24 protein-coding genes are annotated in these 24,844 nt (G+C 69.8%); 5 read left to right on the top strand and 19 right to left on the bottom strand.

The window, feature by feature from the left end; genetic code table 11:
* Positions 1–565: 565 nt before the first annotated feature.
* Together ACFPA8_RS26865 and ACFPA8_RS26870 are read right to left on the bottom strand one after the other, a co-directional pair.
* A complete protein-coding gene (locus ACFPA8_RS26865) occupies positions 566–1,264 on the bottom strand; it encodes a hypothetical protein (RefSeq protein WP_386452700.1) in 699 nt (232 codons plus the stop codon).
* Between the two features lie 196 nt (positions 1,265–1,460).
* Entirely contained in the window at positions 1,461–2,633 is a 1,173-nt protein-coding gene (locus ACFPA8_RS26870) for an epoxide hydrolase family protein (RefSeq protein WP_386452702.1), read from the bottom strand.
* A 104-nt stretch (positions 2,634–2,737) separates the two neighbouring features.
* Here ACFPA8_RS26870 and ACFPA8_RS26875 point away from each other — a divergent pair, with 104 nt between their 5' ends.
* Positions 2,738–3,313 carry a CGNR zinc finger domain-containing protein gene (locus ACFPA8_RS26875; RefSeq protein WP_386452704.1) on the top strand — a complete coding sequence of 192 codons (576 nt, stop codon included), beginning with the start codon at positions 2,738–2,740 and terminating at the stop codon, positions 3,311–3,313.
* A 278-nt stretch (positions 3,314–3,591) separates the two neighbouring features.
* Here the strand turns inward: ACFPA8_RS26875 and ACFPA8_RS26880 are convergent, their stop codons facing one another.
* The 14 genes from ACFPA8_RS26880 to ACFPA8_RS26945 all read right to left on the bottom strand — a co-directional run bounded on the left by ACFPA8_RS26880 (position 3,592) and on the right by ACFPA8_RS26945 (position 18,282).
* Entirely contained in the window at positions 3,592–4,941 is a 1,350-nt protein-coding gene (locus tag ACFPA8_RS26880) for a class I SAM-dependent RNA methyltransferase (protein WP_386452705.1), read from the bottom strand.
* Positions 4,942–5,061: 120 nt separating this feature from the next.
* Positions 5,062–5,814, bottom strand: a complete 753-nt coding sequence (locus ACFPA8_RS26885) for a maleate cis-trans isomerase family protein (RefSeq protein WP_386452707.1) — start codon at positions 5,812–5,814, stop codon at positions 5,062–5,064.
* Positions 5,815–5,964: 150 nt separating this feature from the next.
* On the bottom strand, positions 5,965–6,447 hold the full coding sequence (locus ACFPA8_RS26890) for a MarR family winged helix-turn-helix transcriptional regulator (RefSeq protein WP_386452709.1): 483 nt from the start codon (positions 6,445–6,447) through the stop codon (positions 5,965–5,967).
* Between the two features lie 59 nt (positions 6,448–6,506).
* A complete protein-coding gene (locus tag ACFPA8_RS26895; RefSeq protein ID WP_386452711.1) occupies positions 6,507–7,361 on the bottom strand; it encodes an alpha/beta fold hydrolase in 855 nt (284 codons plus the stop codon).
* An 11-nt stretch (positions 7,362–7,372) separates the two neighbouring features.
* Positions 7,373–8,104 carry an isochorismatase family protein gene (locus ACFPA8_RS26900; RefSeq protein ID WP_386452713.1) on the bottom strand — a complete coding sequence of 244 codons (732 nt, stop codon included), beginning with the start codon at positions 8,102–8,104 and terminating at the stop codon, positions 7,373–7,375.
* The gene (locus tag ACFPA8_RS26905) at positions 8,101–8,814 is read right to left on the bottom strand and encodes an SRPBCC family protein (protein WP_386452714.1); all 714 of its coding nucleotides are present in this window, start codon (positions 8,812–8,814) and stop codon (positions 8,101–8,103) included. Before ACFPA8_RS26905 ends, ACFPA8_RS26900 begins: the two co-directional genes overlap by 4 nt.
* Positions 8,793–9,404, bottom strand: coding sequence for a (2Fe-2S)-binding protein (locus tag ACFPA8_RS26910; protein ID WP_386452716.1), 612 nt, complete (start codon positions 9,402–9,404; stop codon positions 8,793–8,795). The genes ACFPA8_RS26905 and ACFPA8_RS26910 overlap by 22 nt, the downstream gene beginning before the upstream one ends.
* Positions 9,401–11,770: a xanthine dehydrogenase family protein molybdopterin-binding subunit gene (locus ACFPA8_RS26915; protein WP_386452718.1), complete on the bottom strand. Its 2,370-nt coding sequence runs from the start codon at positions 11,768–11,770 to the stop codon at positions 9,401–9,403. The genes ACFPA8_RS26910 and ACFPA8_RS26915 overlap by 4 nt, the downstream gene beginning before the upstream one ends.
* A complete protein-coding gene (locus ACFPA8_RS26920) occupies positions 11,767–12,636 on the bottom strand; it encodes an FAD binding domain-containing protein (protein ID WP_386452719.1) in 870 nt (289 codons plus the stop codon). The genes ACFPA8_RS26915 and ACFPA8_RS26920 overlap by 4 nt, the downstream gene beginning before the upstream one ends.
* Before the next feature lie 136 nt (positions 12,637–12,772).
* Entirely contained in the window at positions 12,773–14,194 is a 1,422-nt protein-coding gene (locus ACFPA8_RS26925; RefSeq protein WP_386452720.1) for an MFS transporter, read from the bottom strand.
* Between the two features lie 107 nt (positions 14,195–14,301).
* Entirely contained in the window at positions 14,302–15,570 is a 1,269-nt protein-coding gene (locus ACFPA8_RS26930) for an FAD-dependent monooxygenase (protein WP_386452721.1), read from the bottom strand.
* 58 nt (positions 15,571–15,628) lie between these two features.
* Complete coding sequence (locus ACFPA8_RS26935; RefSeq protein ID WP_386452723.1) at positions 15,629–16,660, bottom strand: 2,5-dihydroxypyridine 5,6-dioxygenase NicX family protein; 1,032 nt, start codon at positions 16,658–16,660, stop codon at positions 15,629–15,631.
* Between the two features lie 582 nt (positions 16,661–17,242).
* Positions 17,243–17,431: a DUF397 domain-containing protein gene (locus ACFPA8_RS26940; RefSeq protein WP_386452724.1), complete on the bottom strand. Its 189-nt coding sequence runs from the start codon at positions 17,429–17,431 to the stop codon at positions 17,243–17,245.
* A complete protein-coding gene (locus tag ACFPA8_RS26945) occupies positions 17,428–18,282 on the bottom strand; it encodes a helix-turn-helix domain-containing protein (RefSeq protein ID WP_386452726.1) in 855 nt (284 codons plus the stop codon). The genes ACFPA8_RS26940 and ACFPA8_RS26945 overlap by 4 nt, the downstream gene beginning before the upstream one ends.
* A 163-nt stretch (positions 18,283–18,445) precedes the next feature.
* Between ACFPA8_RS26945 and ACFPA8_RS26950 the strand changes: the two genes are divergently transcribed.
* Positions 18,446–18,928, top strand: a complete 483-nt coding sequence (locus tag ACFPA8_RS26950; RefSeq protein WP_386452727.1) for an ATP-binding protein — start codon at positions 18,446–18,448, stop codon at positions 18,926–18,928.
* Between the two features lie 43 nt (positions 18,929–18,971).
* Here ACFPA8_RS26950 and ACFPA8_RS26955 read toward each other — a convergent pair whose 3' ends face one another.
* Positions 18,972–19,556: a TetR/AcrR family transcriptional regulator gene (locus ACFPA8_RS26955; RefSeq protein WP_386452729.1), complete on the bottom strand. Its 585-nt coding sequence runs from the start codon at positions 19,554–19,556 to the stop codon at positions 18,972–18,974.
* A gap of 112 nt (positions 19,557–19,668) precedes the next feature.
* Between ACFPA8_RS26955 and ACFPA8_RS26960 the strand changes: the two genes are divergently transcribed.
* On the top strand, positions 19,669–20,046 hold the full coding sequence (locus ACFPA8_RS26960) for a DUF4267 domain-containing protein (protein WP_386452731.1): 378 nt from the start codon (positions 19,669–19,671) through the stop codon (positions 20,044–20,046).
* A gap of 176 nt (positions 20,047–20,222) precedes the next feature.
* Positions 20,223–20,555 (top strand): antibiotic biosynthesis monooxygenase, encoded by a 333-nt coding sequence (locus ACFPA8_RS26965; protein ID WP_386452733.1) that lies wholly within the window; start codon positions 20,223–20,225, stop codon positions 20,553–20,555.
* A gap of 242 nt (positions 20,556–20,797) precedes the next feature.
* On the opposite strand, the gene ACFPA8_RS26970 is transcribed toward ACFPA8_RS26965, so the two are convergent.
* Positions 20,798–22,060 (bottom strand): MFS transporter, encoded by a 1,263-nt coding sequence (locus ACFPA8_RS26970; protein WP_386452884.1) that lies wholly within the window; start codon positions 22,058–22,060, stop codon positions 20,798–20,800.
* Positions 22,061–22,347: 287 nt separating this feature from the next.
* On the opposite strand from ACFPA8_RS26970, the gene ACFPA8_RS26975 reads away from it, so the two are divergent.
* On the top strand, positions 22,348–22,689 hold the full coding sequence (locus ACFPA8_RS26975; RefSeq protein ID WP_386452735.1) for a VOC family protein: 342 nt from the start codon (positions 22,348–22,350) through the stop codon (positions 22,687–22,689).
* 58 nt (positions 22,690–22,747) lie between these two features.
* Here ACFPA8_RS26975 and ACFPA8_RS26980 read toward each other — a convergent pair whose 3' ends face one another.
* Positions 22,748–24,802 (bottom strand): APC family permease, encoded by a 2,055-nt coding sequence (locus tag ACFPA8_RS26980; protein ID WP_386452736.1) that lies wholly within the window; start codon positions 24,800–24,802, stop codon positions 22,748–22,750.
* Positions 24,803–24,844: the final 42 nt, after the last annotated feature.

Here is a 24,844-nt window from a genome sequence, read left to right on the forward strand (position 1 = left end):
AGCAGCTTTGCGGTCCGTCAAGCTCCTCTCAGCAGGAAGTCCGAGCCGCCGTCGGGACCACTTGCGGAGCAGGGACTTCCCGTCGGGCCGCGAAGTGATATCGCCAGTGCCCGCCCCTAAGCGGAGGAAATTGCTCCGATTCTCGGCATGCGGCCGACCGTCGTGAAAGCGCAGGTGAGCGGCGCTTCCCCGAGTTCAGGATCGAGCCTCGGGGACTCCCCGGAGAACGGGCTGCGGAGCCGCGACCCGAACTCCGATCACGGTCTGAGACGCACCGCCACCGGCATCCACCAATGACGCCGCCGCAGGAACCCCGCAATCAACGGCCTTTCACGGCGCCCGCGTTTCTCATGGACCTCGGCGGCCATCGCGGACAGGAATGAAATCCGCCCGGCAGAATGCTTACGACCCGGCGATCGAACCCGCCGCTCCTGCCGGTTCCACCGGGGCTCCCGCCGTGGGCTCTTTCGTGCTCCGCTCACTGAGCGGTGACCGGCCGGACCTGGGACCGTGCCCGAAGACCAAAATGGCGTGGCCGGAAACGGGCGCCACGATGCTGCGTCCCCTAGTTCGAGAGCCCACTCGGCCGCCAGCCTGCGAGCAGGTCTTCTTCTGCTACGTGTACCACCCGCCGGATGGCTTCGGCATTCGAAAGGTGCTTTTCCTTGAATTTCCCTTTGTTGCGCGCCCTTGAGGCGTTGGAGCGAATCATCCCGACTAGAGAAACGACTGCGAGGACAAGCAGCGGGATGGACACAGGGAACGTTGTGAAAAACATGGCGCCGAAGCCGCCGAACACCATCGCCAGCGCTCCAAGGCAAGAGACGTTCCACGCTCCAGTGACAGCCGAAGCCTGCTGCTTGCTCGCCTCCTCTTCGATCCGGTAACACTCGGCCGGATCGAGAACGTCTACGCCCGTCTCCTGCAGAACCTGCTTGGCTTCTTCCCGCGCCTTCGGGTTCGCGCGCACGAGATCCCGTCTGGGGCCGCCGATGATGTCTACGGACGGAGCATCCGTGCGGCGGACCTTCCAGTAATAGCGACTGGAGATCTTCACTTTGTCAACGATCTCGAACCCCCAGGAATCCGCTACCTGTCGGGCTCGTTCATCATCGAATGGCACGTGGGGTGATTCGCTCATCCGAATCGAGCGCACGTCGATATTCACGTCCCTGCTGGCGCTCTGCTTCCAATCACCATTCTGAGTACTCAGATAGTGCAGAAAGCGCGTTGTCGCACGGTCCAGACTCCGGTCGTCACTCATCCAAACTCCCTTCGGGCCCATCCATCAGTCGCAGCGTTCGACTTTCTGGATACAGACGATGCGGGTACATACGGGGTAAAGGAGATCCCTGCAACGAATCCACCGGAAAGGGGAGAAGATCGGCCAACAGTCCACGTCACGCGAAGCCAACGCCTCGAGCCGGATCAGGCGGTGACCGAGTGCTACCCGGCCGTGATCACCGATTCGCCGCCAGCGCTGCCGCGAGGCCCTCTTGCAGATCTTTGACGAAATACTCGGGAACCTCCAGCGACGGGAAATGTCCCCCGGTTTCGGGGGACCTCCATCGGACGATCTGTCGGTACCGTGCCTGCACCCAGGGCCGCGGACACTTCTCGATGTCGCGGGGATACATGGTGACCGCCGACGGGACGTCGACCCGAAGTTCGGGATCGAGCGAGTTGTGGCTTTCGTAGTAGATCCGGGCCGCCGATGCGCCGGTCCGCGTAAGCCAATACAGGGTGACGTCGTCAAGAACCCTGTCCATGGAAATCGTCTCGAACGGGCTGTCTTCGGTGTCCGACCACTCGGCGAACTTGTCGAGGATCCAGGCGAGAAGCCCGACCGGTGAGTCGACGAGCGAGTAGCCGACGGTCTGCGGTCGGGTCGCCTGCTGCTTCGCGTACGCCGCACGGTGGCGCCAGAAATCGCGGGTCTCCTCGGTCCATTTGCGCTCGGCCGCCGTCAGCCCGTCCGTTGTCAACCCGGGCGGCGCCTCCGCGAACGTTGTGTGAATGCCGAGAACGTGGGCCGGGAACCTGCCGCCGAGAACTGTGGTGATATTACCTCCCCAGTCGCCGCCGTGGGCTGCGAACTTGCTGTAGCCGAGCCTTCCCATCAGTTCCACCCATGCCGCCGCGATCTTTTCGGTTCCCCACCCGGTGGTGGCCGGCTTGTCGCTGTAACCGAAGCCAGGTAGCGACGGGACCACGACGTGGAACGGTGGCGCGTCTGCATCTTTCGGATCTGCCAGTTCGTCCACTACATCGATGAACTCAGCAATGCTGCCCGGCCAGCCGTGCGTCAAGATCAGAGGAGTGGCATCTGCGCGCGCGGATCGGCGGTGCAGGAAGTGGATTCCCAGACCGTCGACGGTCGTGCGGAACTGGCCGATCCGGTCGAGGCGCGCTTCGAACGACCTCCACTTGTACCCGGTGCGCCAGTAGTTCACGACATCGACGAGGTCGGCGAGAGGAACGCCCTGTTCCCACCGGCGAGGGCCGGGCGCGGCGCGATGGACCGTCTCGGCCTCCGGCAGCCGCGCCGCGGCCAGTCGCACGCGCAGATCGTCGAGGTCGGCGTCAGTTGTGTGGGCTTCAAATGCTTGCACGTCGCTGGTCGGACGGGACATGAGACCTCCTGGCCATCGCGGAAACCGGCCCCGACCCACCGCGAACCGGCTAAGGCGGTTCTACCATGCCTTCCTGCCAACATGGAACCTGCTAAGGTGGTTCCATGAGCGCCGAGTTCCCCGACTTCCGCCTCGGCACCGTGCTGGCGACCAGCTTCACGGCGACTCTCACGGAGCGTCATGGCGATGCAGTGGAGCGGATTCCCGCGCCGCACCGACTCGTCGACTGGCTGGCAGTGAACGGCCTCGCCGTGGACTCCTGCACCGCCGCCCAGCTCGAACTCGCCCGGGAACTGAGGGAGTCGATTCACGCCGCCGCGACAGCGGCCGCGATCCAGGACGCTCTCCCTGCGTCTGCTGTCCAAGTCATCAACGACTGCAGCGCTCAGGGTCGGGCCGCGGCCATCCTGACGCCCGAGGGTGAGCGGCGATGGCGGCTCAACCCGGCTTCCTGCGTGGAAGATGCCCTCGGCGTGATCGCCGCCGACGCGATCAGCATCATCGCAGGCGAACGAGACGGAAAATTGGCCTTGTGCGCATCGCCGACCTGCCGGGCCGCCTTCTTCGACACCAGCCAGAGCCGCACCCGCAAATGGTGCGACATGAACACGTGCGGGAATCGTCAGAAGAAGGCGCGCTTCCACGCCAACCAGCGCAAGAACCCCAGATCACCGGAGTGATCGTTACCCCGGTACATCCAGTGGGCCCCACGCGTGCGACACATCTGCCGCGTTGAGTGCGCCCCGACGGCACCACTGAAGAGCCATCCGCCGCCTTCGGTCGACGCCTCAGTCAGTACATCTGCGTTTGCGAGAGGAGGTGCCGGCAGGACAAGCAACGTCTGATCGATGACCGTCACCGGTTCGACGGTGTCACCACGATCAAGAGGACCCGGGCCCCCTCGCGCCCGCGCTGGGCGGACACGCCGCCGAGGCGGCGTATCCGCCCGGGCGAAGCCTCAGCTCCCCTTCGCCGCCGGTTCGAGGATCGCCACGCACTCCATGTGGTGCGTCATCGGGAAGAGGTCGAAGGCGCGCAGGAAGCGCGGGACGTAGCCGGCGGCCTTGAAGTAGCCCAAGTCCCGTGCCAGGGCCGCCGGGTCGCATGCCACGTATCCGATGCGGCGCGGCCCCAGCCCGGCGATGTGCCGGACCGTCTGCTTGCCGGCGCCCGCCCTGGGCGGGTCCAGTACGACGAGGTCGGCCTCCGTGATGCCGGTGCGCGGCAGTACCGTCTCGACCTTGCCCTGCTCGATGCGTACCCGGTCGAAGTCGGCCAGGTTGTGACGGGCGTCCTCCACGGCCCTCTTGGAGGATTCGATGCCCAGCACGGCCCCGCTGTCGCCGATGCGGTCGGCCAGCGCACCCGCGAAGAGGCCGGCGCCGCAGTAGAGGTCGAGGGCCATCTCCCCCTTGCGCGGCGTGAGTCCGCGCATGAGCGCGTCGACGAGCAGTTCCGCGGCCTGGGTGTGCACCTGCCAGAAGCCGCCCGCGCCGACGCGCCAGGTGCGGCCGTCGGCGCGCTCACGCACGAAGTCGCGGCCGTGGACGCGGTGCAGCGTCCCCTTGTCGGTGGCCTTCTCCCCCGCCCTCAACACCGAGACGGGCTTGTCGAGTTCGACGATCGGAAGCCGTCCGCCGGGCTTCGGTGTCAGTACGACCTGACGGTCCTGGGAGCCGGTGGCGGCCGTGACCTCGATCCCCGCCATCTGCGGCCACTCGCGCCGCTCGACGCCGAGCTCCTCCACGCCGGGCGCGGCGATCAGGCAGTGGTCGACGGGCTCCACGTCGTGCGAACGGTGCCGGCGCAGGCCCGCGCGGCCCTCGTCGTCGACGGCGAACTGCACGCGGGTGCGCCAGGAGGGCACCTCGCCCGCGGGCACCTTGTCGCCGGGTGCGGGCTCCACGGTGCCGTCCCAGGAGACGTCCTCCGGGGTCATTCCCGCGAGCCGCTGGAGCTGTTCGGTGAGGACCTCGCCCTTCAGGCGCCGCTGCGCCCCCGGTTTGGCGTGCTGCCAGTCGCAGCCGCCGCAGCGTCCCGGGCCGGAGAACGGGCAGGGCGCGGGAACACGGTCCTTGGAGGCTTCGAGCACCTCGATCGCGTCGGCGCGCAGGAAGCGGGAGTCCTCGCGGCCTTCGGTGACGCGGACGAGGACACGTTCGCCGGGCAGCGTGTGCCGCACGAAGAGCACCCGCCCCTCTCCGGTTCGGGCGACGCAGTGCCCGCCGTGCGCGACGGGGCCGATCTCGACCTCGTACTCCTCACCGACCAGCGAAGGGGCGAGGGTGTCTGCGGAGGCTTCGGGCATGGCGGAACAGCTCCAGATGTACGGATCGGCGGGGTGCCCGGCGGACGCGATCGGGCGGCGGCGGAGCCGCAAGCCGGGCAGCCCCTCAGTCTACTTGCCGCGCGAGCACCCCCCGTCCGCTCAGTGGCTCCCGTCCAGCAGGGAGCCGGCCCCGGGCACCGCCGTCCGCAGGCCGAGTTCGCCCAGGATGCGGTGCGCCGTGGCCGTCGCCGCGGACAGTACGGGCAGGCCCGAGGCGTCCTCGACGTACTGGACGGCCGAGAGCGAGGGCATCTGCACGCAGGCCGATATGACGATCGCGTCGGCATCGGTGAGGTCGAGGCGCTTCCAGTGGTCGCGCAGGTCGTCCGGGTTCAGCCGCGCCACGGCGAGGTTGTCGGGGACTTCGAGGCTGAGTGAGTCGACGACCTCGGTGCCCGCGTCCTCGATGTAGTGCACGACGGTCTCCGTGAGCGGCTTCATGTAGGGGGTGATGACCGCGACGCGCTCCGCGCCCAGCGCCTCGATGCCGCTGAGCAGCGCTCCCGCACTGGAGACGACCGGCACCGAGGCGTCCTGGCTCCGGAGCACGGACCTGATCTCGTCCTCGGCGGTGCAGTGGTGACCGGGGCCCTGCGCCATGATCGCCACCAGGCAGGCCGTGGCGACGACGTCGGGCCTGGCGTCCGCGAGTTCCAGGGTGGCTCGCTCGGTCTGGGCGTTCATGCCCTTCAGCTGCTCCGGCGTCACCTTCTGCATCCGCATCCGGCTGCTGTGGAAGACGAACCGGTCCCCGGGCTCCACCTCCTCGCGCGCCCGCAGCATGCGCGGCAGCTCTGTCTCCATCGTCAGGTTGGAGCTGGGAACGATCATGCCTATGCGGTGGTCCGCCATGGGGGCCTCCAGTGGTTGCAGGGCCGGCGGAACGGGTCTGGGCCGCTCCGCACGGAGAGTTAATCCGAACACGTACTATTTGCTTGTGGAAGGGCCCCGCGGAATTCCCCTCCCGGGCTCCCGGCCCGCCGGACCGCACCCCCGAGGAGGTCAGCCCTCCTCGGAGAGCCCTTCCCAGTGGTCCGCCAGCGCCGTCAGTTCACGCATCAGGCGAGCGCGTTCCGTGCCCGGTGCGTAATTCTCCAGCAGCCGCTCGTCCAGGGCGCGCGCACGGTCGTCGGCCTCCCGCAGCGTTCTCTCGCCCTCCTCGGTGAGGTAGAGGAGCTTGCGGCGCCCGTCGTCCGCCGCCGTACGGCGGACTATGAGCCCCCGTTTCTCGAGACGCCGTGCGACGTCCGCCATCGTGGACGTGTCCAGTGCCACGGCCGATGCCATCGCGCTCTGATCACGTCCGGGTGCCGCGTTCACAGCGGTCAGGACCGCGAACTGAGGTCCGGTCAGCGTCGGATCGACGCCGCGCAGCCATGCGGCGAGGTACGCCTGATAGAGGCGGCGGACCTGGTATCCGGGCGCTTCGAGCAGGGCGGCAGGGGGCGCGGCCGCACCCGACGACGGAGAGGTCTTGTCAGCCATGGGGCCCACTAAAGCACGGCCGCCGGGAGGTTCGTGCCGCGCTTTCCGAGGCTGGGCGCTCAGCCGAGCTGGGCACGCAGCGCGTCCCTGAGAACGTCGAGAGCGGCGTCCGGATTGTCCCAGAACACCATGTGCCCGGCGTCCGGGACCCGGGTCAGCCGCGCCCCGAGATGGGTACGGGCCGCCTCCCGTACGCCGGCCTCCGTGACGACCGGACTGTCCGCGCCGTAGATCATCTCCGTCGGGCCGGGCACCGAGGGCCACCAGGTGAAGAAGTCCTCGCTCTCGAAGCTGCGGTGGGTCTCCGTGAGAGCGGTCTCCCCGCAGCTGGAGAGCCAGCGGGCCCGGAGTTCCTGTTCGCGGCGCGGCCAGCGCGGCCAGGCGCGGGCCACCTCGTCGGCGTCCGTGCCCCGGACGGCCTCCTCCAGCTGCCCCAGGAAGGCCGGCAGCGTCGTGGGGTACGGCTCCCTTCCCGGGCCGCTCATGGGCGGGTCGACGAGCACGGTGCCGCGCAAGGCCACCTTGGCCCGTACGGCGGTGACGGCGGCGATGCGGGCGCCCATCGAGTGCCCGGCGAGCAGCGGACGGTCCAGTGCGAGCCCCTCGATCCACGCCTCGGCGTCCCCGGCGTAGGTCTCCAGGTCGTAGCTGTCACCGTCGTCGGAGAAACCGCGCCCGCGGATGTCGGGGACGATCGGACGGACCAGGTCGGTCAGCCTCCGGGCGACGAAGTCCATGGTGACGGCGGGCGACGTGATGCCGGGCAGGAGGAGCAGGGGTACGCGCCCGTCGCCGGGACCGCCGCCGTAGTCGAGTGCGTGCAGCCTCAGGGGGCCGGAGCGGATCCAGCGGCTGGTGGCGGGGGCGTCGGCGAGGTCGGCGAGTGCGGACTGGGTGAGGGAGCGGGTCGGCATGCGGGATTCCTTCACGTTCGCGGGGACGTGGTGCGGTCGGCGGTGTGTGCCGCGGGCAGCCCGGACAGGTACGCCAGGGCGTCGGACAGCCCGATGACGTCCCCGTACTTGGCCTGGATGTCGAACAGCGCGGCGTCGTGCGGTCCTTGGGCGCGGTCGCCCGCGCACTCGCGCGGCACGAGTACGGGGAAGCCCGACTGGACGGCGTCCACCGCGGTCGCCCGTACGCACCCGCTCGTCGTGGCGCCGCAGACGAGCACGGTGTCGCAGTGGAGGCCGACCAGGGCGGAGGCCAGGGAGGTGCCGAAGAACGCGGACGCACCCTTCTTGACCACGAGTTGGTCCTCCGGCAGCCACGGCAGCCGGGGATCGAGAGCCACCGCCTCGCTGCCTTCGACGAGGGCACGCATCCCCGGGGCCTTCTCCAGCCAGGTGACCGAACTTCCGCCGGCCTCGGCGGGGGTGTAGGCGATGGCCGTCCAGACGACCGGGACCAGGGCGGTGCGGGCGGCTTCGACCAGCCGGCCGGTCGCCTCCACCACCTCCGTCAGGTCGGCGCCGGAGGGGTAGGTGTCCTCGGTGAAGCCGCGCGTGAGGTCGACGACGACGAGGGCCGGACGGGCACCGCGGCGCACCCGGGCCCCGAATCCGGCGCGCTCGTAGGTGCGGTCGGTCTCCTGTCCGTACCGCCCGTGGTGTGCCTGGCCGGGCACCGGGCCGGAGTCGGGCGTCGCCGCGCTCACCGGACGCCCCTCGTGCCGCAGCAGTGGCCCCTCTCGCGGCTCAACGCCCGGCCCAGCAGCCAGCCTTCGAAGAGCCCGAACGCGAACGCACCCGCCACCGGGGCGTACTTGGCGACGGCGGGCGGTACGAGCATGGCCAGGCCGTTCAGTTCGGACTGCGCCGGTGCGACCGCCGCGGGTGCCGACAGCCCGGTCCCGTCCTGCCGTCGGGCCGCAGCGGCTCCCGGACCGCCGGCCGCGGCCGACGGGACCGGCGGCCCTGCGCGGTCCTGCTCCAGCAGGCTGCCGAGGTTTGCCGCGAACTGTTTGAGAATCCTGTCGGAGACGGCGGCCACCGCGCCCTTGCCGAACTGGGCGATCTTCCCCCGGATGACGAGGTCGGTCACCAGCCGCAGTTCGGAGCCGCCGGGCGCCTCGGCCACCTCCAGGCCGACCTCGGCCTCGGCGTCGCCGCTGCCGTGGGTGTCCGCGCCCCGCGCCTGTACGCGCAGCCGCCGCTTGTCCGTGTCGACCTCCAGGAACCGTACGGTCCCCGCGTAGGCGGCGGTGACGGGGCCGACCTTGACCTTCACCCTGCCCGTCCAGGCGTCGCCGTCCCTGCCGTCGAGGGCGGCGCCGGGCATGCAGGACGCGACGCGTTCGACGTCGTTGACGAGCGCGAACACCTCGTCGGGGCCCGCCGCCACCGTCACGGCGTTGTCGATCCGCATGGAACCTCCTCGCATGCCGCGCGCGGCGGCACCGTCTCGCTGTTGCTCTCGTCGTGGTGCGCCGTGCCCTCCAGCCGGGCTCGGAGGGCGGCGCGGCGGCGCGCCGCGCAGTCGTCGATCGCCTCGACGATGGTCTGGTAGCCCGTGCAGCGGCACAGGTTGGAGGCGACGACCTCGCGTATCTCTTCCTTGGACGCCTCGGGCCGCTCGGCGAGGAACCCCTCGGCGAGCATGAGGAAACCGGGGGTGCAGAAGCCGCACTGCAGACCGTGGTGTTCGGAGAACGCCTGCTGCAGGTCGTTCAGCCGGCGTCCGTCGGCGAGCGACTCGACGGTGCGGATCTCGCTGCCCTCGGCCTGCGCCGCGAACATGAGGCACGCGCGGACGGGCCGCCCGTCGAGCAGCACGGTGCAGGCGCCGCAGATGCCGTGTTCGCAGCCCACGTGCGTACCGGTCAGCCGGAGTTGGTGCCGGAGGACGTCGACGAGGGTGCGGCGAGGCTCGGTCAGCAGCTCGTGGGTCTCGCCGTTGACGTGCAGGCTCATCAACTGCTGTTCCGGCGAGGGGTGTTCGGGGGCCGTGTCTGTCATGGTGTGTGCTCCAGGGCGCTGACCACCGTCTCCGGTGTGATGGGGGTGTCGTCCAGCTCGACTCCGGTGGGGAGCAGCGCGTCGTTGACGGCGTTGAGTACCGCTCCGGGCGCGCCGATGGTGCCGCCCTCGCCGACTCCCTTGGCTCCGGTCTCCGTGAAGGCGCACGGCGTTTCGAGGTGATGGATGGCCACTTCGGGGATTTCGAGCGCCGTCGGGACCTTGTACTCCATGAAGCTGACGGCGGAGGGGGCTCCCTGCTCGTCGTACGTGACCTGCTCGAAAAGGGCGCCCGCGATGCCCTGGGCGATGCCTCCTCTGGTCTGCCCCTCGACCACCTTGGGGTTGATGGCCACTCCGCAGTCCTCGACGCAGACGTAGCGCAGGATCTCCACCTGCCCCGTCCCCTCGTGGAGTTCGACGACGACGCCGTGGGTGGCGTTGGAGAAGGTCCCGTCGTTCAGGACGTCGAAGGTGGCGGTGGCGGTGAGACCCGGCTCGACGTCCTTGGGCAGCAGATGCGACTTGAGGTAGGCGATGTCGGCCAGCTCCTCGTACGGCACGCTGCGCCCGTCGGCGGGGCGGCGCACCAGCCCCTGCCCCAGCTCGAGTTCCTCCGGCGGGACTTCGAGCACGGAGGCGGCGATCGCCTTCAGCTTCTCGCCCAGCTTGCCCGCGGCCAGGCGTACGGCGCTGCCGCCGATGGCGATGGAGCGGCTGGCGAAGGTTCCCCAGCCGTAGGTGATGCGGTCGGTGTCGCCCTGGTGGATGCGCACCTTCCCGATGTCCAGGCCGAGTTCGTCCGCGGCGATCTGGGCCATGGTCGTCTCGTGGCTCTGGCCGTGGCTCATGGTGCCGGTCGTGACGACCAGCGCGCCGCTGGTGTCCATCCGCACCTCGGAGATGTCGAACCCCGGCACGACCTCCATCTTGCGCTGTGCGAAGGCGGCCGAGCCGTAACCGGTGCGTTCGCTGAAGCAGCAGTAGCCGATGCCGATGTGCCGTCCCTCGGCGGACGCCTTCTCCTTCGTCCCGTACCAGCCCTCGTCCTTCAGCACCGACTCGCACAGGTTCAGCGACTCCAGGTACGAACCGGGGTCGTACGTCACGTTGTTGACGCCCGTGTAGGGGAACTGCGTGATGAGGTTGCGGCGGCGGATCTCCGTGGACCCCAGCCCCAGTTCCCGCGCCGCCCGTTCGAAGAGCCGCTCCATGACCATCACGTACTGCGGCCGGCTCACACCCCGGTACGGCGCCGTGGGCGCCTTGTTGGTCGTCACGGCACGGGCGCGCACACGGTAGGCGGGGACCTTGTAGACGCCCGGCATCTCCGTGGAGGCCATCAGCGGTTCGATGCCGGCGGTGAACGGATAGCAGGAGTAGGCGCCCATGTCGCAGACGACCGAGGCGTCCAGGCCGAGTATGTGCCCTTCGGCGTCGAAGGCCGCCCGCACGTCGTAGTGCTGTTCGCGGGCGAGGAAGGAGGCGCTGAGCGCGTCCTTGCGGTCCTCGATCCACTTCACGGGACGGCCGAGCCGCAGCGCCGCCGCACCCGCCGCGATCTCCTCCCGGCCCACCACGCACTTCTGGCCGAAGCCGCCACCCATGTCGGGGACCACGACGCGTACGGCTCGCTCGTCGAGCCCCAGGCAGCGGGCGGCTGCCGTGCGCACCTGGTGCGGCACCTGCGTGGAGGTCCGCAGCACCAGTTGCTCCTCGCGGTGGTCCCAGTCCGCCACCACTCCCCTGGTCTCCAGGGGCAGCGCGTTCTGGCGTCCCGTCCGGGTCTCGACGTGCACGACGCAGGGCGCTTCGCCGAAGGTGGCGTCGATGCCCTCGGTGGCGAACATCGACACGTCCAGCAGGGTGTTGGCGGTGGCCTCCTCGTGCACGAGGGGCGCGCCGGGAGCCAGTGCCTGCTCCTCCGAGACCACCGGGGGCAGGGACGCGTACGTCACCCTGGCCGCCTCCACCCCGTCTTCGGCCGCGTAGGCGTCCCGGGCCACCACCACGGCGAGCGGCTCCCCGGCGTAGCGGACCTTCTCCCGGGCCAGTACGGGCATCCCGGTGGGGACGAACTCGGTGAGCGGACGTCCCAGGCGTGCGGTGATGTCCGCGAGGCCGAGGTCCTCGGCGCTGAACGCGGCGACCACACCCGGCACACGGCGTACGGCCGCCAGGTCCAGGGAGGTGACCTCGGCGTGGGCGACGCTGCTGCGTACGAACTGGGCGTGCAGCATGCCCGGCAGTGCGAAGTCGTCGGTGAAGTGTCCGTGGCCGCTGAGGAGCCGGGGGTCCTCGCGGCGGCTGACGGAGGCGCCTGTCCAGGCGCCCGCCGTGGCGGGCCGGGCGTGTCCGGTACTCATCGTTCCATCGCCTCCTCACATGCGCGGGCCACGAGCGTGCGGATGAGGACCCGCCGGTAGTGGGCGGTGCCGTTGGCGTCGCTCGGGGGGTCGACGGATTCCGCTGCTGTGGCCGCGACTTCGGCGTACAGCTGCGGACCGGGCGCTCCGCCGTTCACCAGCGCCTCCTCGGCCTCGGGCACCCGTACGGGCACCGGGGAGACCCCGCCCAGCGCCACCCGCGCGGCGCCGAAGTGCGTGCCGCCGGCGCCGGGTTCGAGGTCGACGGCTGCGGAGACGATGGCGAAGTCGCCCTGTCTTTCCGCGAATTCGGTGAGCGCGGCACGCGGTGCGGGCCTGGGGAAGACGATCTCCACGAGGATCTCGTCCGGCTCCAGGGCCGTCGTGTAGTAGCCGTGGAAGAAGTCCGCCGCCGCGATGCGGCGCTCGCCGTCCGGTCCGCGGACCACCAGCTCGGCGTCCAGCAGGACGGCGAGCAGGCACCACTCGGCTGTGGCGTCGGCATGGGCGAGGCTGCCCCCGACGGTGCCGCGGGTGCGGATCGGGAGATGGCCGACCCAGCGCATCGCGTCCCGCAGCACCGCGAAACCGGCTCCGAGCACTTCGGGCGGCGCGGTTTCGACCGCGTGGTGCGTGGTGAGGGCGCCGATGTGCAGGGCGCCGCCGCTGTCCGTACGCAGGCCGTCCAGGCCGGGCAGCCCGCCGATGTCGACGAGGTGCGCGGGGCGGGCCAGGCGGAAGTTCATCATCGCGACGAGGCTCTGGCCACCCGCGATGATCTTCGCCTCGTCGCCGAGCTCGGCGAGCAGGCGCGCGGCGCCCTCGACGTCACGCGCGCGGTGGTACGTGAATGCGGCGGGCTTCATCTGAACGGATTCCTCTCCCTCCCGGCTCGTGCCGGAGGTCTCACCGGATGCGGCTGCCTCACCGGACGTGCGGCTGCGGCACCCGGCCTGCCGTCCCGCGGTGCGGGGGCCCGGCGGCCCCCGCACCGCAGGTGTCTCAGCCCTGTACGGGGGCCTTCGCGACCGGCGGCAGGTCGGCACCGGCCCCTTCGGGCTCCTCCTCCCCGTCGATGTCGTCGAGCGACTTGCCCTTCGTCTCCGGGGCGCCGAACGCCATCCAGATCACGGCCAGCACCACGACCGCTCCCAGCACGGCGAACGTCATGGGCAGTCCCAGCAGCGGCCACATCACGGACCCGAAGAGCATGGGGGCGAACCCGGTGCTGACCCGGCTCACGGAGGAGGCCCAGCCGAAGCCGCTGGCGCGCAGCGTCGTCGGGTACAGCTCGGCGACGTACGCGTACAGGACGGGGATCGTGAGCTGGATGAGGAAGCCGAACGCGGCGATCCAGATCAGCGCGGCGGTCTCCACCTTCAGCATCGTCGCGAAGGCGACGAGCGCGGCGGTCGCCACCGGCGCGGAGATGCCGATGAGCCACTTGCGGCCGACGACGTCGACGAGCCATGTCGAGGTGAGGACGCCGAGGATGCCGACGCCGCTCATCAGTGTGGGGCCCATGAAGGAAGCGGTTTCGTCGTAGCCCTCCTCCTTGAGGATCGAGGGCATCCACGTCAGGGCCGCGTAGTAGACCATCATGATCGTGATGAAGAGCGCCCACGAGACGGACGTGATGCGCGGGTTGTACTTCCACAGCTTGCGGAACTGGTCGGCCCCGGCCCGCAGGCCCTTCGGCCGGTCGGAGCCCTCTCCGGGCGCCGGAACGGAGATCTCGTACTGCTCGGGAAGCGCTCCGGTACGGGCGACCAGGTTGTCGATGACCTCACGCGCCTCGTGCGCCCTGCCCACCTTGGCGAGGTAGATCGGCGACTCCGGCACTCCGCGCCGCACCCAGAACAGCAGCAGCGCGGGCAGGACCATGGTCGCGAGCATCCAGCGCCAGTTGCCCGGCAGCGGCACCATGGAGGTGGCCACCAGACCGCACAGCGTGACGCCGATGGGCCACCACAGGTCGAGCGCGGTGAGGATGCGGCCGCGGTGCTTCCTCGGCGAGAACTCGCTGACCAGGGCGTAGTCGACGGGAATGCAGCCGCCGAGGCCGACACCCGCCAGGAAGCGGAGCACCAGGAAGACCGAGTACTCGGGCGCGAGCGCACCCAGCACGGAGAAGAGCGCGAAGATCAGCAGGGTCGCGCTGAACGCCTTCTTACGGCCGATGCGGTCGGCGATTCCGCCCCACACCACGGCGCCCACGGCCATGCCCACCAGGTTGGCGGTGGCCACGAGGCCGCTCTCGCTGACGGAGAGGCCGAAATCCTTGCTCAGCAACGGCATCAGGAAGCCGTTGAGCGCGATGTCCCATGCGTCGAACAGGTAGCCGAGACCACCGATGATGAAAATTCTGCCCTGGACACCCCATTTCCATGGGAGTTCCTGGACTATCTGATCGCCTGTCTTCACGGTTTGCTCCACGGTTCGGTAGCGCACGTGCGCGGTGTTGGCAACGGACTACAGCCGCCGGTTCGCTCGCCTGTCAGCGGGACGCCGGGAAGGCGCACCCGCGCAGCTCACCGGGAGAACTGATAGGAGAAAGCCCCCAGATCGGGGTCGTTGAGCGGAGTTCCGCTCCACAGCCAGTCGTAGGAGACGTCGGACTCCCCGTCGAAGTGCCTGAGCTTCGCGTCGCGTTCACGCTGCTCGGGCCCGTCGGGGAAGTGGTAGAAGGTCTTGTTGCGCAGCGAGGCCTGCTGCACCATCCCGGCGTGCTTGGCCCGCCGGTCCACGTAGCGGCGCAGCGCCCCCTGGATGCCGTCGGCGGTGACGGCGCCCAGCTCCTCGGCGAGGACGGCGGCGTCCTCCATGGCCTGCGAGGCACCCTGTGCCTGGTAGGGAAGCATGGCATGGCAGGCGTCACCCAGTAGCGCGACGGTCCCGTCCATCCACACCGGGTCGGGCCGCCGGTGGTAGAGGGCGAAGCAGGACACGTCCTCCTTGGCCTTCGAGAGCATCGCGGGTACGCGGTCGTCCCAGCCGGGAAAGGCGTCCGCCAGTTCCCCGGCGCTCGAGGGAGCGACCCACCGCTCCGCGACCTCGTCGGTGCAGGGGACACAGGCGACGACGTTCAGGTACTCGCCGCCACGGATCATGTAGTGGACCAGGTGGCGGTCGGGGCCGTACCAGATGGTGGACTGGAAGCGGTCGACGAGCCAGCGCGTCGCCGGGTCGGCGGCGATCAGGTCGCCCGGGACGAGGGCCCGGAAGGCCATCTCCCCGGAGAAGCGCAGGGTGTCGTCCGCGCCCATCAGGTCACGGACACGGGAGCGGATGCCGTCCGCCCCGATGAGGGCGTCGCCCGCGTACCGGCAGCCGTCCTCGGTGACGGCGGCCGGCCGCAGCGGGTCCCTGCGGTCCAGCTCGACGACCTTGCTGCTCGTCCGGAGCCGTACGACCGGGCCGGGCCCTTCCGGGTCCGTGCAGGCATCCATGATCACGCGGTGCAGGTCGGCCCGGTGGTAGTGCCAGTACGGGGCGTTGTAGGTGTCCTTGCAGTAGTCGCCCAGCCTGGTGAGGCCGATGACGCTGCCGTCCTTCCACCTGCGCCGCACCTGGTCCAGCGGCTCGGTGTGGATGGCCTCCAGTTGCCGGCGCAGCCCGAGCCCGAGCAGGATCCGGCTGGCGTTGGGCGCCGTCTGGATTCCGGCTCCCACCTCGCCCAGCTCCGGCGCCTGCTCCAGGACGGTGACCCGGATGCCCCGGTGCCGCAGGGCGAGGGCGGCGGTCATACCGCCGAGACCGCCTCCGACGACGGTGACTTCGAAAGACTGGCTGGCCGCCAAAGCTCCTCCAAGGCGTGATCAGTGAACGTGTGGACCGCGGGACGTGGTGGGGCCCGGATCAGTCCTCGACGAGCCGGCCGTCCACGACGACGTCGGTGCCGTCGACGGAGACCGTGCAGCCGCGCATCGCGATGTCGACGTGCGCGTAGGACTCGCGGCCGAGGACGGGGTGCGGTCCGGTCGACCACAGGAAGTTCCCGGCGAAGGCGCGGGCGTCCATGCCCATCAGCTCGCTCTTGCCGTACAGGGCGGTGGCGAACCAGTCGGCGCTCTTCATCAGGCCCCAGCCCATGTGGGAGAGGCTGCGGCCCCACTCGTCGTCGGCGTCCTCGAAGAAGGTGTCGAGCATCTTGGCGTCGGCTCCGCCCGAGATCTTCTCGATGTGCCCGTCGGCGATCTGCAGCGTCACGGGGGCCCGCACGTACTCCTTGAAGGGCAACAGGATGTCGCCCTCGGCAAGCACCAGCTGACCGTCGGAGAACTCGGGCCAGCACAGCACCATCGTGCTCGGCCAGTGGTCCCAGCGGCCGGGGTCGTCGGCGAAGCCGACCTGGAACTCCGGGTGGGCGTTCTTGAGCTGCACGGTCAGGTCGGTGCCCGCGCCGGAGGTGACGCGCATCGTCTCCGACCGCTCGAGCAGGCCGGACGCCTGGAGCACCCGCTCCTTGTCGCCCTCCTGCGGGAGGTTGCGTACGAGCACGTCGGGGGCGTCGCAGACGAAGATGATGCGCGTGCCCGTCCTGAGGATCTCCTGCTGCACGGGGGCGTGGATGAAGCCTTCCTGGGTGAGGTCGACGACGAGGTCGGCCGACTTCAGCAGATCCTGGGCGGCGCTGTCGTTGAGCACCGAGGTCAGGCCCGGCCCGGAACCGGTGCGGGTGCTGTCCGCCGGGGCAGCGCTGCCGCCGGGCACGGTCGCAGCGATGACGTGGGCTCCCAGCGACTTCGCGGCTCCGAAGGCGGCGGCGACGTAGTCGCCACGGCTGTCCGGCTCGGCGAGGACGACGACGTGCTCGTCCTCCTTCACCTTGCACAGCTCCAACTCGCGCCGGAAGGCGCCGAGCAGGTCGACGGACGAGAGATCGAACATGGGTGTCCCTCCAAGGAGGCTTCGCTTCAGATGTGGGCCACGGACGGCGCTCGGCGCATGTGCGCGGTCGCGTCGGTGACAGGGCGTCGCATCGGGGTCACGGGATACGCGGACAGGCTGAATACAGCCCTCCGCTTCAGCTCTGACCAGCAGAGATACGCGGGTTCTGGGGCCCGGTGAGAATTAATCCGAACACGTACGAACTCTGCTTGGCAAGGGTTCGGGCTGGATTTAACGGCGATTTTTCGCCAGCGCGCGATCGATCACCGTCGCCGCGGACGACCGCCGGGCCCGGACGGAAGAGACGGAGAGACACCCAACTCGCCCGCGCACACGGCAAGTTGACCGGGCGGGCCGCCGGCCCTCGTCACCGGCGATGCGCCCACAGGAACAGCAGAAACCCGCCGCGACCCCAGGAGCGGGGGAAGCGACGGGTGAAAAAAGGGAGAAAAGGCGTGGAAAGCGGAGATATCGACGGCCCGAGGTGGCGCCTAAAGCGGGCAGGTCACTCTCCGCGACCGGCAGCGGCTCGGACCCCGTCAGGGTTCCGGGACGGACACGACGGCTCCGCCCCTACAAAGCTCAGCCCCGCGCGGCGAACCGCAGGAAGCGATCCCATCCCTCACGGCCGACCGCGAAGTACGGACGCTCCACGTCCTTGGAGTCCCGTACGTGGACGGCCTGTTCGGTTATGGCAACCTCGACGCAATTGTCACCCTCGGTGCCGCTGTAGCTGGACTTGAACCAGGGCAGCTCGGTACTCACGTTCATAGGTCTCCTCTGATCCGCTCCAACAGACCCACGGAGTCCAAGGGACTGAGGGCCTGTGAGCGGAGTGTTGCATATCGCTGATGCAGAACGGCGGCCTCGGTTACATCGGCGATCAAGCGTCCGTTCTTCTGCCCCTCGGAATAGGCGAGTCGCTTCCCATCGCGGGTCTCCAGCAACGCGAGCGGTCCGTCCAGTCCCGCATGAGACGTGCTCCACATCGGCATGATCTGGACTGTCACGTTGCGCAGTTGGGCGAGAGTCAGAATGTGGTCTAGCTGGCTTCGTGCAACGTCAGTTCCCCCGAGCGGCCGCCTGGCGATGTGCTCTTCCATGACGAAACTGAACGAGGAGTTGGGACGTGCCCGGATGGACTCCTGGCGCAGCATGCGGGCAGTGACCTGAGCCTCCATCTGCTCGTCGGAAAGCGGGGGAACACTGTTATCGAAAGCAGCCCGCGCGTAGCCCTCCGACTGCAACAGCCCGGGCACGAGCCTGCACTCGTACGTGCACAGGCTCACCGCCTCCTTCTCCAGCCTCGCCCACCGCCGGAACCAGGCGGCCAACCCCGGCTCGCCCCGCGTGAGATGCCTGGCGGCCCTCCGCAGGGCACCCGTGTCTCCCAGCGCCTCCTCGGCCCGCTCCACGAACGTCCGGTCGGGCATGCGGCGCCCCAACTCCACCGACTCCACTGTGTGTTTGGAGAACCGGACGTGCGCCGCGAAGTCCACCCGGCTGAGCCCCGCGTGCTCCCTCAGGGCCTGGACGACCGCACCGAACGTCCGCAGGCTGTCCGACGGGTCCGGCTCCCGCTCCCCCTCGCCCGCCGCGAACTCGGTGTGCCCAGCCGTCATACGCGCCCCCTCCAGGTACACGCGTGGAATCCTCGCGCGCTCTCAACTCACCCAGAGTGACGGCGAAGGGGTCGTACCGTCCACTCTTCGTGCCCGTACGCTGACCACCCGTACGGGACGACCTGCTGGTGAAACGCCCCTCGCGGCGGTCAGTCTGGCTCCCATGACCCCGAGCGCTCCCCAACTTCCCGCTACCGTACGTACGTTCACACAGCTGCTGTCGTCGACCCGGCGAGGCGCACGCCTGGCCCGGCTGCTGACGGCGGGAGAGCTGGCCGCCTGGGAGGTCGCGCCGGACGTCGCGGAGCGTGCCGAGCACATCGTCGCCGAGCTCGCGGCCAACGCCTTCTTCCACGGCCGCGTACGCGGCCGTGACTTCCGGCTGGACCTGACCCTCGACTCCTCCGCCGGTACCCTCCGCGTCGAGGTCACCGACGCCCGCGGCGACCGCTTCCCCGGTCACCGTCCGAACGCGGACGCGGACGCCGAGTCCGGTCGCGGCATCATCCTCGTCGGCGCCCTCGCAGACCGCTGGGGCACGTCCCTGTACGTTCCGGGCGGCAAGACGGTGTGGGCGGAACTGGACTCGGGTCCTGCGTCCGGGCACGTCTCCATCCGGCCGACCGGCGGGAGCACGGGCGGCTGACGGACGGCTCGTCCGTGCCTGACGACCGCTCCCGCCGGCGCCGTCAGTTCGGCGGGGTGGCGGCGATCCGGCTGACGAGGAAATCGAGCCGTTCGTCCTGACTGCCCGGCGGGATGCGCCCGCTGCCGGAGAGGACCGCCATGCCATGCAACGCGCTCCAGGTGACTTCGGCGAACAGTTCGCGCCGGTCGTCGTCCGGCCGGAAGCAGCTGACGAACTCGTCGAAGGCGGCCCGTAGCGGGCGTGGCGTGTCGTCGCTCGCGAACTTCAGGTCGGTGGGCAGGACGAACATGGCCTGGTACAGGGCGGGCCGCTCCGTCGCGAACTCCAGATAGGCGCGGCAGACGGCGCGCAGTGCGTCCCCCGGCTCCGGGGCGGCGGCCTCCCTCGCGCGGCGCAGGCGGGGGGCGAGTTCGCTGAAGCCGTCGAGGGCGACGGCTCCCATGATGGCGTCCTTGCCCTTGAAGTGGCTGTACAGCACCGGCTGGCTGTACTCGACCCGTTCAGCCAGCCGCCGCGTCGTCACCGCCTCCCAGCCCTCTACCTCCGCGAGTTCACGCGCGGCCGTGACGATCAACTGATGACGACGGGCGCGTTCACGTTCGCGGCGCTCATTGATGGCGGACATGACGACATCCTAGCGGCGCTAGACATCCTGCCAAGGCTAGAGCTATCGTCGCTATCACTGCTAGCACCGCTAGATTCCGTAGCGGTGCTGCCACCGAGAGGGGAAGCAAGCCATGCTCACCAACATCGCTCAGGTACTCGCCGGAATGATCGGCGCAGGCATCCTTTTCATCGGCGCGCGCGCCTTTTGGGCACCGAGTGGGGCAGCCGGCTTCGGCATCCCGGACACGCCGACCGGCGACCGGACCTTCCGGGCCTGGCTGTCCGTCAAGGGCGTACGCGACATCGCCTCGGGGCTCTTCGTCTTCATCCTGCTGGCTGGAGCGACACCCCACCTGCTCGGCTGGTTCATGCTGGCCGCCACCGTCATCCCCGTCGGCGACGCGCTGATCGTGCTGCGCAACAACGGGCCCAGGACAGCCGTTTACGGCATCCACGGGGCGACCGCCGCGGTGATGCTGGCGATCAGCGTGCTGCTGCTCGTCGCGTAACCGACCGTCATGCGCTCAGCGGGCAGTCGCCCCCCGAGAGCCCCCGTGCGCCTGAGCGGCCTCCTCAACTCGGAGCCGTGTACGGCTACTTGGGCTCTGCGCGACAACCACGCCTGCCCCCCGGGAGTCGCTGCCCATACCTGCAGAATGCCCGTTGACGCAGGTAATGTGAGCGCATGATTGTTCGGATCTGGCGAGGGTGGACGACGCCCGAGAACGCGGACGCATACGAGTCGATCGTCAGCACCCGTGTCCTGCCGGCAATCGCCGAACGCAAGCTCCCCGGCTATCACGGCGCCTACCTGCTTCGGCGTCCGCTCGACGGGGGCGAGGTCGAGTTCTCCACCGTCATGCTGTTCGCATCGCTCGACGCCGTCCGGGAGTTCATCGGCCCGGACTACGAGGTCGCGCACGTCCCGGACGAGGCGAGGGCCGTCCTGGCGCGCTTCGACGAGCGGTCCGCCCACTACGACACGCTGCTGACGCCAGAGGCCACGCGCCCCGCCTGAGCCCCGCGCAGGCCAATCGGCGTCGAGCGCCCGGATTTACCGGCACGACGGGGATCACGCCGAGCAGTCCCGCATGCTGAAGGGCCGTGCGACGTGCGGCGCGGGGTGGCCCGGGCTGGGTGCGCGGAGTGGCCGCCTGACCCTTGCCGCGGGCAGGCCGGTGCGTCGATCGGGGCGTGGCGGCTTGGGGTCGACTCGGGCCGCGGCAGCGCCGGCTCGGACGACCAACGCGTAGCTCGCGATCACCCCGCCGGCGGAGGCGCCGACGGTCGGCGCTCCACGCGCTCCAGGCCGCGCACCGCGGGGATCGCCAGCAGCAGGGCGCAGGCAACCAGCGCCATGGACGCGGAGACGTACAGCACCGGCACCGACCCGACGACGGCGGCGAGCGGGCCCGCCACCGCCTGCCCGACCGGCTTCATCACCAGCGAGCCCGCCGCGTCGTAGGCGTGGACCCGGCCGAGGACGTCCTGGGGAACGTGCGTCTGCACGCTCGTATGGAACATGACGATCCAGAACGCCATGCCTACGCCGCTCACGCCGTAGCACACGGCGACCAGCGGCGCGGAGAGGCCGAGAGCGACTCCCAGCGGCATGAACGTCCAGAGCACCATCGAGAGCGCACCGGCCCGGAGCGGATGCCGCGGCCGGAGTCTCATCGCGATGATCCCGCCGAGTACGCTCCCCGCCCCGAGGGAGGACATGACCAGGCCGAACACGGACGCCCCGTGGTCGGTGACGAGCGCGCTGTTGCCGAGGGTCATGGTCGGTCCGGAGCCTGCGAGCTGCCAGAGCATGAAGACGACGATGACGCTCCACAGCCAGGTCCTGGCGCTGAACTCCCGCCATCCCTCGACGAGATCGGCGCGGAACGTCGACACGCCGTCCCGCGCGCCCGGGCCCATCGGGACGGCGCGGAGCAGCAGCAGGCAGACGCCGCTGACCGCGTAGGTCAGCGCGTCGAGCGCGACGACCGCCGCAGGCGAGGCGACCGCCAGCAGCAGGCCGGCCAGCGAGGGGCCGATGACGACGGTGACGGACTCCGAGATGCGCAGGGTGGCGTTGGCCTTCTGCACGTCCCGGGCGGTGAGCGGTGTGATGCTGGCGACTCCGGGCTGGAAGATCGCACTGCCCGCCCCGATCAGGGCCAGCAGCGTGAGGATCTGCCACAGCCGCGGCGTACCCAGCAGGAACTGCAGCGCGAGCGCTCCCTGGGAGCACAGCCGGGCCGCGTCCGAGACGATCATCAACCGGCGGGCGCCGAAGCGGTCGGACAGTACCCCGCCGAAGATGATCAGGGCTGCGAACGGTGCCACGAGCGCGGCGAGCGCGTACCCCACCCCGCTCGCCCCGTGTCCCGCACGGAGCACGGCGGCCGTGATCGCGACGGGGAGCATCGCGTCACCGAGCAGGGAGGTGGTGCGGGCGGCGAAGAACAGCCTGAAATCCCGCGTCCACAGCGGCGGTTCAGACGACGTCCCTTCGACCCGCAGGTCGTGGGCCATGTCCGAGGCAGCCACCGCTCACCGTCCCCACCTATGCCGTTATTTCGGACCCGGGCGGAGTCTGCTTCCTCCCGTCGTCCCCGGTCAACTGCTTTTCCCGGCAAGCGCGAGGTGCACGCCCGCAGTTGACGATGCCGTCCGTGTCGCGCCGCCAGGCGGTCCCGAGACGGCCACGATCGCGTCGTGGGGCCAGTGAGCCGATGAGTTCCCGGCTCCGCCGGAGTCGTCATGGCGTCACCCGCACATCCCCGTATCCACCGACCGCACGAGCACACATGGAGGCCGGCATGGCCCGGGAACTCTTCGCCGGCGTCCCCGTCGCCGACTACGCGGCGGCACTGCCCTGGTACGAGCGGTTCTTCGGCGGGAAGCCGTCGTTCCTGCCGAACGACGTCGAGGCCGTGTGGGAGGTCGCCGAAGCTCGCTACGTCTACATCGTTGAGGACCCGGTCCGGGCGGGGAACGCCCTCGTCCTGACGTTCGTCGACGACCTCGACGGCCGGGTCGCCGGGATCGCCCGGCGGGGCATCGAGCCCGCGGAGCGCGAGACGTACGACGGCGGCGTGACCAAAGTGATCTACCGGGACGCGGACGGCAACGAGATCAGCCTCGGCGGCGGGCCGAGCTGACTCCGCCTCCCGGCCCCGGACGCGGAAGGTCCGCCCTCCGGCGTGGGGTCCCGCAGCCCTACTTCCCCCGCTCGCTCTTCTTCCGTCCCGCGGCACCGGGCAAGGGCCCCCGCCGCACCGACCCCGGCGCGTCCCACTCGGCGCGCTTGCGGGCGCGCTTGCGCGCGAGCTCGGAGGACTCCAGCTGCCACGGGACGGACGTGACCATGACGCCCGGCGTGTACAGCAGCCGGCCCTTGAGACGCAGCGCGCTCTGGTTGTGCAGCAGCTGCTCGTACCAGCGGCCGACGACGTACTCGGGGATGAAGACGCTCACCACGTCACGCGGATTCTCCGTACGCAGCCGCTTGACGTATTCGATGACGGGCCGCGTGATCTCGCGGTAGGGCGAGTCGAGGATCTTGAGCGGTACGTCGATGCCCGCCTCCTCCCACTCCCGGCGCAGCTGCGCCGTCTCCTGGGCGTCGACGCTGATGGTCAGCGCCTCCAGGGTGTCGGAGCGCATCAGCCTCGCGTACGCCAGCGCCCGCAGAGTCGGCTTGTGCGTCTTGGAGACGAGCACGATGGAGTGCACCCGGGACGGCTTCACGCGCTTCTCGTCCGGGTCGTCGGCGGCGAGCTCCTCCGCGACGAGGTCGTAGTGCCGGCGGATGGCGGTCATCACGCCGTAGAAGAGCAGCATGCCGAGCAGCGAGACCCAAGCACCGTGCGAGAACTTCGTCACCAGCACGACGACCAGCACGAGCCCCGTGCAGAAGGCGCCGAAGGTGTTGATCACGCGGGAGCGGTGCATGCGGCGCCGTGCGCCGGTGTCCGTCTCGGAGGCGAGGTGCCGGTTCCAGTGCCGGACCATGCCGATCTGGCTGAGCGTGAAGGAGACGAAGACGCCGACGATGTAGAGCTGGATGAGGCGCGTGGAGTCGGCCTCGTAGACGACGACCAGTATGGCCGCGGCCCCCGCGAGCACCACGATGCCGTTGGAGAAGGCCAGCCGGTCGCCGCGGGTGTGCAGCTGACGCGGCAGGTAGCGGTCCTGGGCGAGGATCGAGCCGAGCAGCGGGAAGCCGTTGTACGCGGTGTTCGCCGCGAGGAAGAGCACCAGTGCGGTGGCGGCGGCGAGGAAAACGAAGGGGAGGGTTCCGTCGCCGAACACGGCCGCGGCCACTTGGGAGATGACGGGATTCTGGTGGTAACCGGAGCCCGCCGGCTCGCCGTTGATGATCAGATCCGTCGCGGGGTTCTCGGCCATCTTCACGTCGGTGGCCAGCGCGAGCAGGATGACCCCGCAGAACATCGTGACCGCGATCAGGCCCATCACCGCAAGGGTGTTGGCGGCGTTCTTCGACTTGGGCTTGCGGAACGCGGGTACGCCGTTGCTGATCGCCTCGACCCCCGTGAGCGCCGCGCAACCGGAGGAGAAGGCCCGCAGCAGCAGAAACGCGAGGGCGAACCCCGTGAGCCCGCCGGCGTGTTCGGCGTCGATCTCGAAGTCCGCTGTGGGGGCCCGCATCTCGTCGCCGAGCACGGCCCCGCGTATGACCCCCCAGAGGATCATCCCGAAGACGCCCACCACGAAGCAGTAGGTGGGAATGGCGAACAGCTTGCCCGACTCCCGTACGCCGCGCAGGTTCATCAGCGTCAGCAGCACGATGATCACGACGGCGACGGCGGTCTTGTTCTGGACGATGAAGGGGACGGCCGACCCCAGGTTCTCCACGCCGGAGGAGATCGAGACGGCCACGGTCAGCACGTAGTCGACGAGCAGGGCGCTGGCCACGGTCAGACCGGCCCGGCGGCCCAGGTTGGTGTTGGCGACCTCGTAGTCCCCTCCCCCGGAGGGGTAGGCGCGTACGTTCTGCCGGTAGGACGCCACCACCGTGAACATCAGAACGACGACTGCCACGGCGATCCACGGGCTGAAGTGGTATGCCGAGACGCCGGCGACGGACAGGACCAGGAGCACCTCACCCGGCGCGTACGCCACCGACGACAGCGGGTCGGAGGCGAACACGGGCAGCGCGATCCGTTTGGGCAGCAGAGTCTCCGCCAGCCGGTCGCTCCGGAGCGCCCTCCCGAGCAGAAGTCGTTTGGGGAGATGGGTAATCCTGGGCACGGGGAGGATCGTATGCGGTCAGCCGTGCGATGCTGAGGCGGC

Origin of the sequence: Streptomyces ovatisporus (genome assembly GCF_042653885.1) — a bacterium.
Taxonomy (GTDB): domain Bacteria; phylum Actinomycetota; class Actinomycetes; order Streptomycetales; family Streptomycetaceae; genus Streptomyces; species Streptomyces ovatisporus.

Coding starts and splice junctions, on each gene's coding strand:
- ACFPA8_RS26865 (WP_386452700.1), bottom strand. CDS start 1,264: ATGAGTGACGACCGGAGTCTGGACCGTGCGACAACGCGCTTTCTGCAC.
- ACFPA8_RS26870 (WP_386452702.1), bottom strand. CDS start 2,633: ATGTCCCGTCCGACCAGCGACGTGCAAGCATTTGAAGCCCACACAACT.
- ACFPA8_RS26875 (WP_386452704.1), top strand. CDS start 2,738: ATGAGCGCCGAGTTCCCCGACTTCCGCCTCGGCACCGTGCTGGCGACC.
- ACFPA8_RS26880 (WP_386452705.1), bottom strand. CDS start 4,941: ATGCCCGAAGCCTCCGCAGACACCCTCGCCCCTTCGCTGGTCGGTGAG.
- ACFPA8_RS26885 (WP_386452707.1), bottom strand. CDS start 5,814: ATGGCGGACCACCGCATAGGCATGATCGTTCCCAGCTCCAACCTGACG.
- ACFPA8_RS26890 (WP_386452709.1), bottom strand. CDS start 6,447: ATGGCTGACAAGACCTCTCCGTCGTCGGGTGCGGCCGCGCCCCCTGCC.
- ACFPA8_RS26895 (WP_386452711.1), bottom strand. CDS start 7,361: ATGCCGACCCGCTCCCTCACCCAGTCCGCACTCGCCGACCTCGCCGAC.
- ACFPA8_RS26905 (WP_386452714.1), bottom strand. CDS start 8,814: ATGCGGATCGACAACGCCGTGACGGTGGCGGCGGGCCCCGACGAGGTG.
- ACFPA8_RS26910 (WP_386452716.1), bottom strand. CDS start 9,404: ATGACAGACACGGCCCCCGAACACCCCTCGCCGGAACAGCAGTTGATG.
- ACFPA8_RS26915 (WP_386452718.1), bottom strand. CDS start 11,770: ATGAGTACCGGACACGCCCGGCCCGCCACGGCGGGCGCCTGGACAGGC.
- ACFPA8_RS26920 (WP_386452719.1), bottom strand. CDS start 12,636: ATGAAGCCCGCCGCATTCACGTACCACCGCGCGCGTGACGTCGAGGGC.
- ACFPA8_RS26935 (WP_386452723.1), bottom strand. CDS start 16,660: ATGTTCGATCTCTCGTCCGTCGACCTGCTCGGCGCCTTCCGGCGCGAG.
- ACFPA8_RS26940 (WP_386452724.1), bottom strand. CDS start 17,431: ATGAACGTGAGTACCGAGCTGCCCTGGTTCAAGTCCAGCTACAGCGGC.
- ACFPA8_RS26945 (WP_386452726.1), bottom strand. CDS start 18,282: ATGACGGCTGGGCACACCGAGTTCGCGGCGGGCGAGGGGGAGCGGGAG.
- ACFPA8_RS26950 (WP_386452727.1), top strand. CDS start 18,446: ATGACCCCGAGCGCTCCCCAACTTCCCGCTACCGTACGTACGTTCACA.
- ACFPA8_RS26955 (WP_386452729.1), bottom strand. CDS start 19,556: ATGTCCGCCATCAATGAGCGCCGCGAACGTGAACGCGCCCGTCGTCAT.
- ACFPA8_RS26960 (WP_386452731.1), top strand. CDS start 19,669: ATGCTCACCAACATCGCTCAGGTACTCGCCGGAATGATCGGCGCAGGC.
- ACFPA8_RS26965 (WP_386452733.1), top strand. CDS start 20,223: ATGATTGTTCGGATCTGGCGAGGGTGGACGACGCCCGAGAACGCGGAC.
- ACFPA8_RS26970 (WP_386452884.1), bottom strand. CDS start 22,060: ATGGCCCACGACCTGCGGGTCGAAGGGACGTCGTCTGAACCGCCGCTG.
- ACFPA8_RS26975 (WP_386452735.1), top strand. CDS start 22,348: ATGGCCCGGGAACTCTTCGCCGGCGTCCCCGTCGCCGACTACGCGGCG.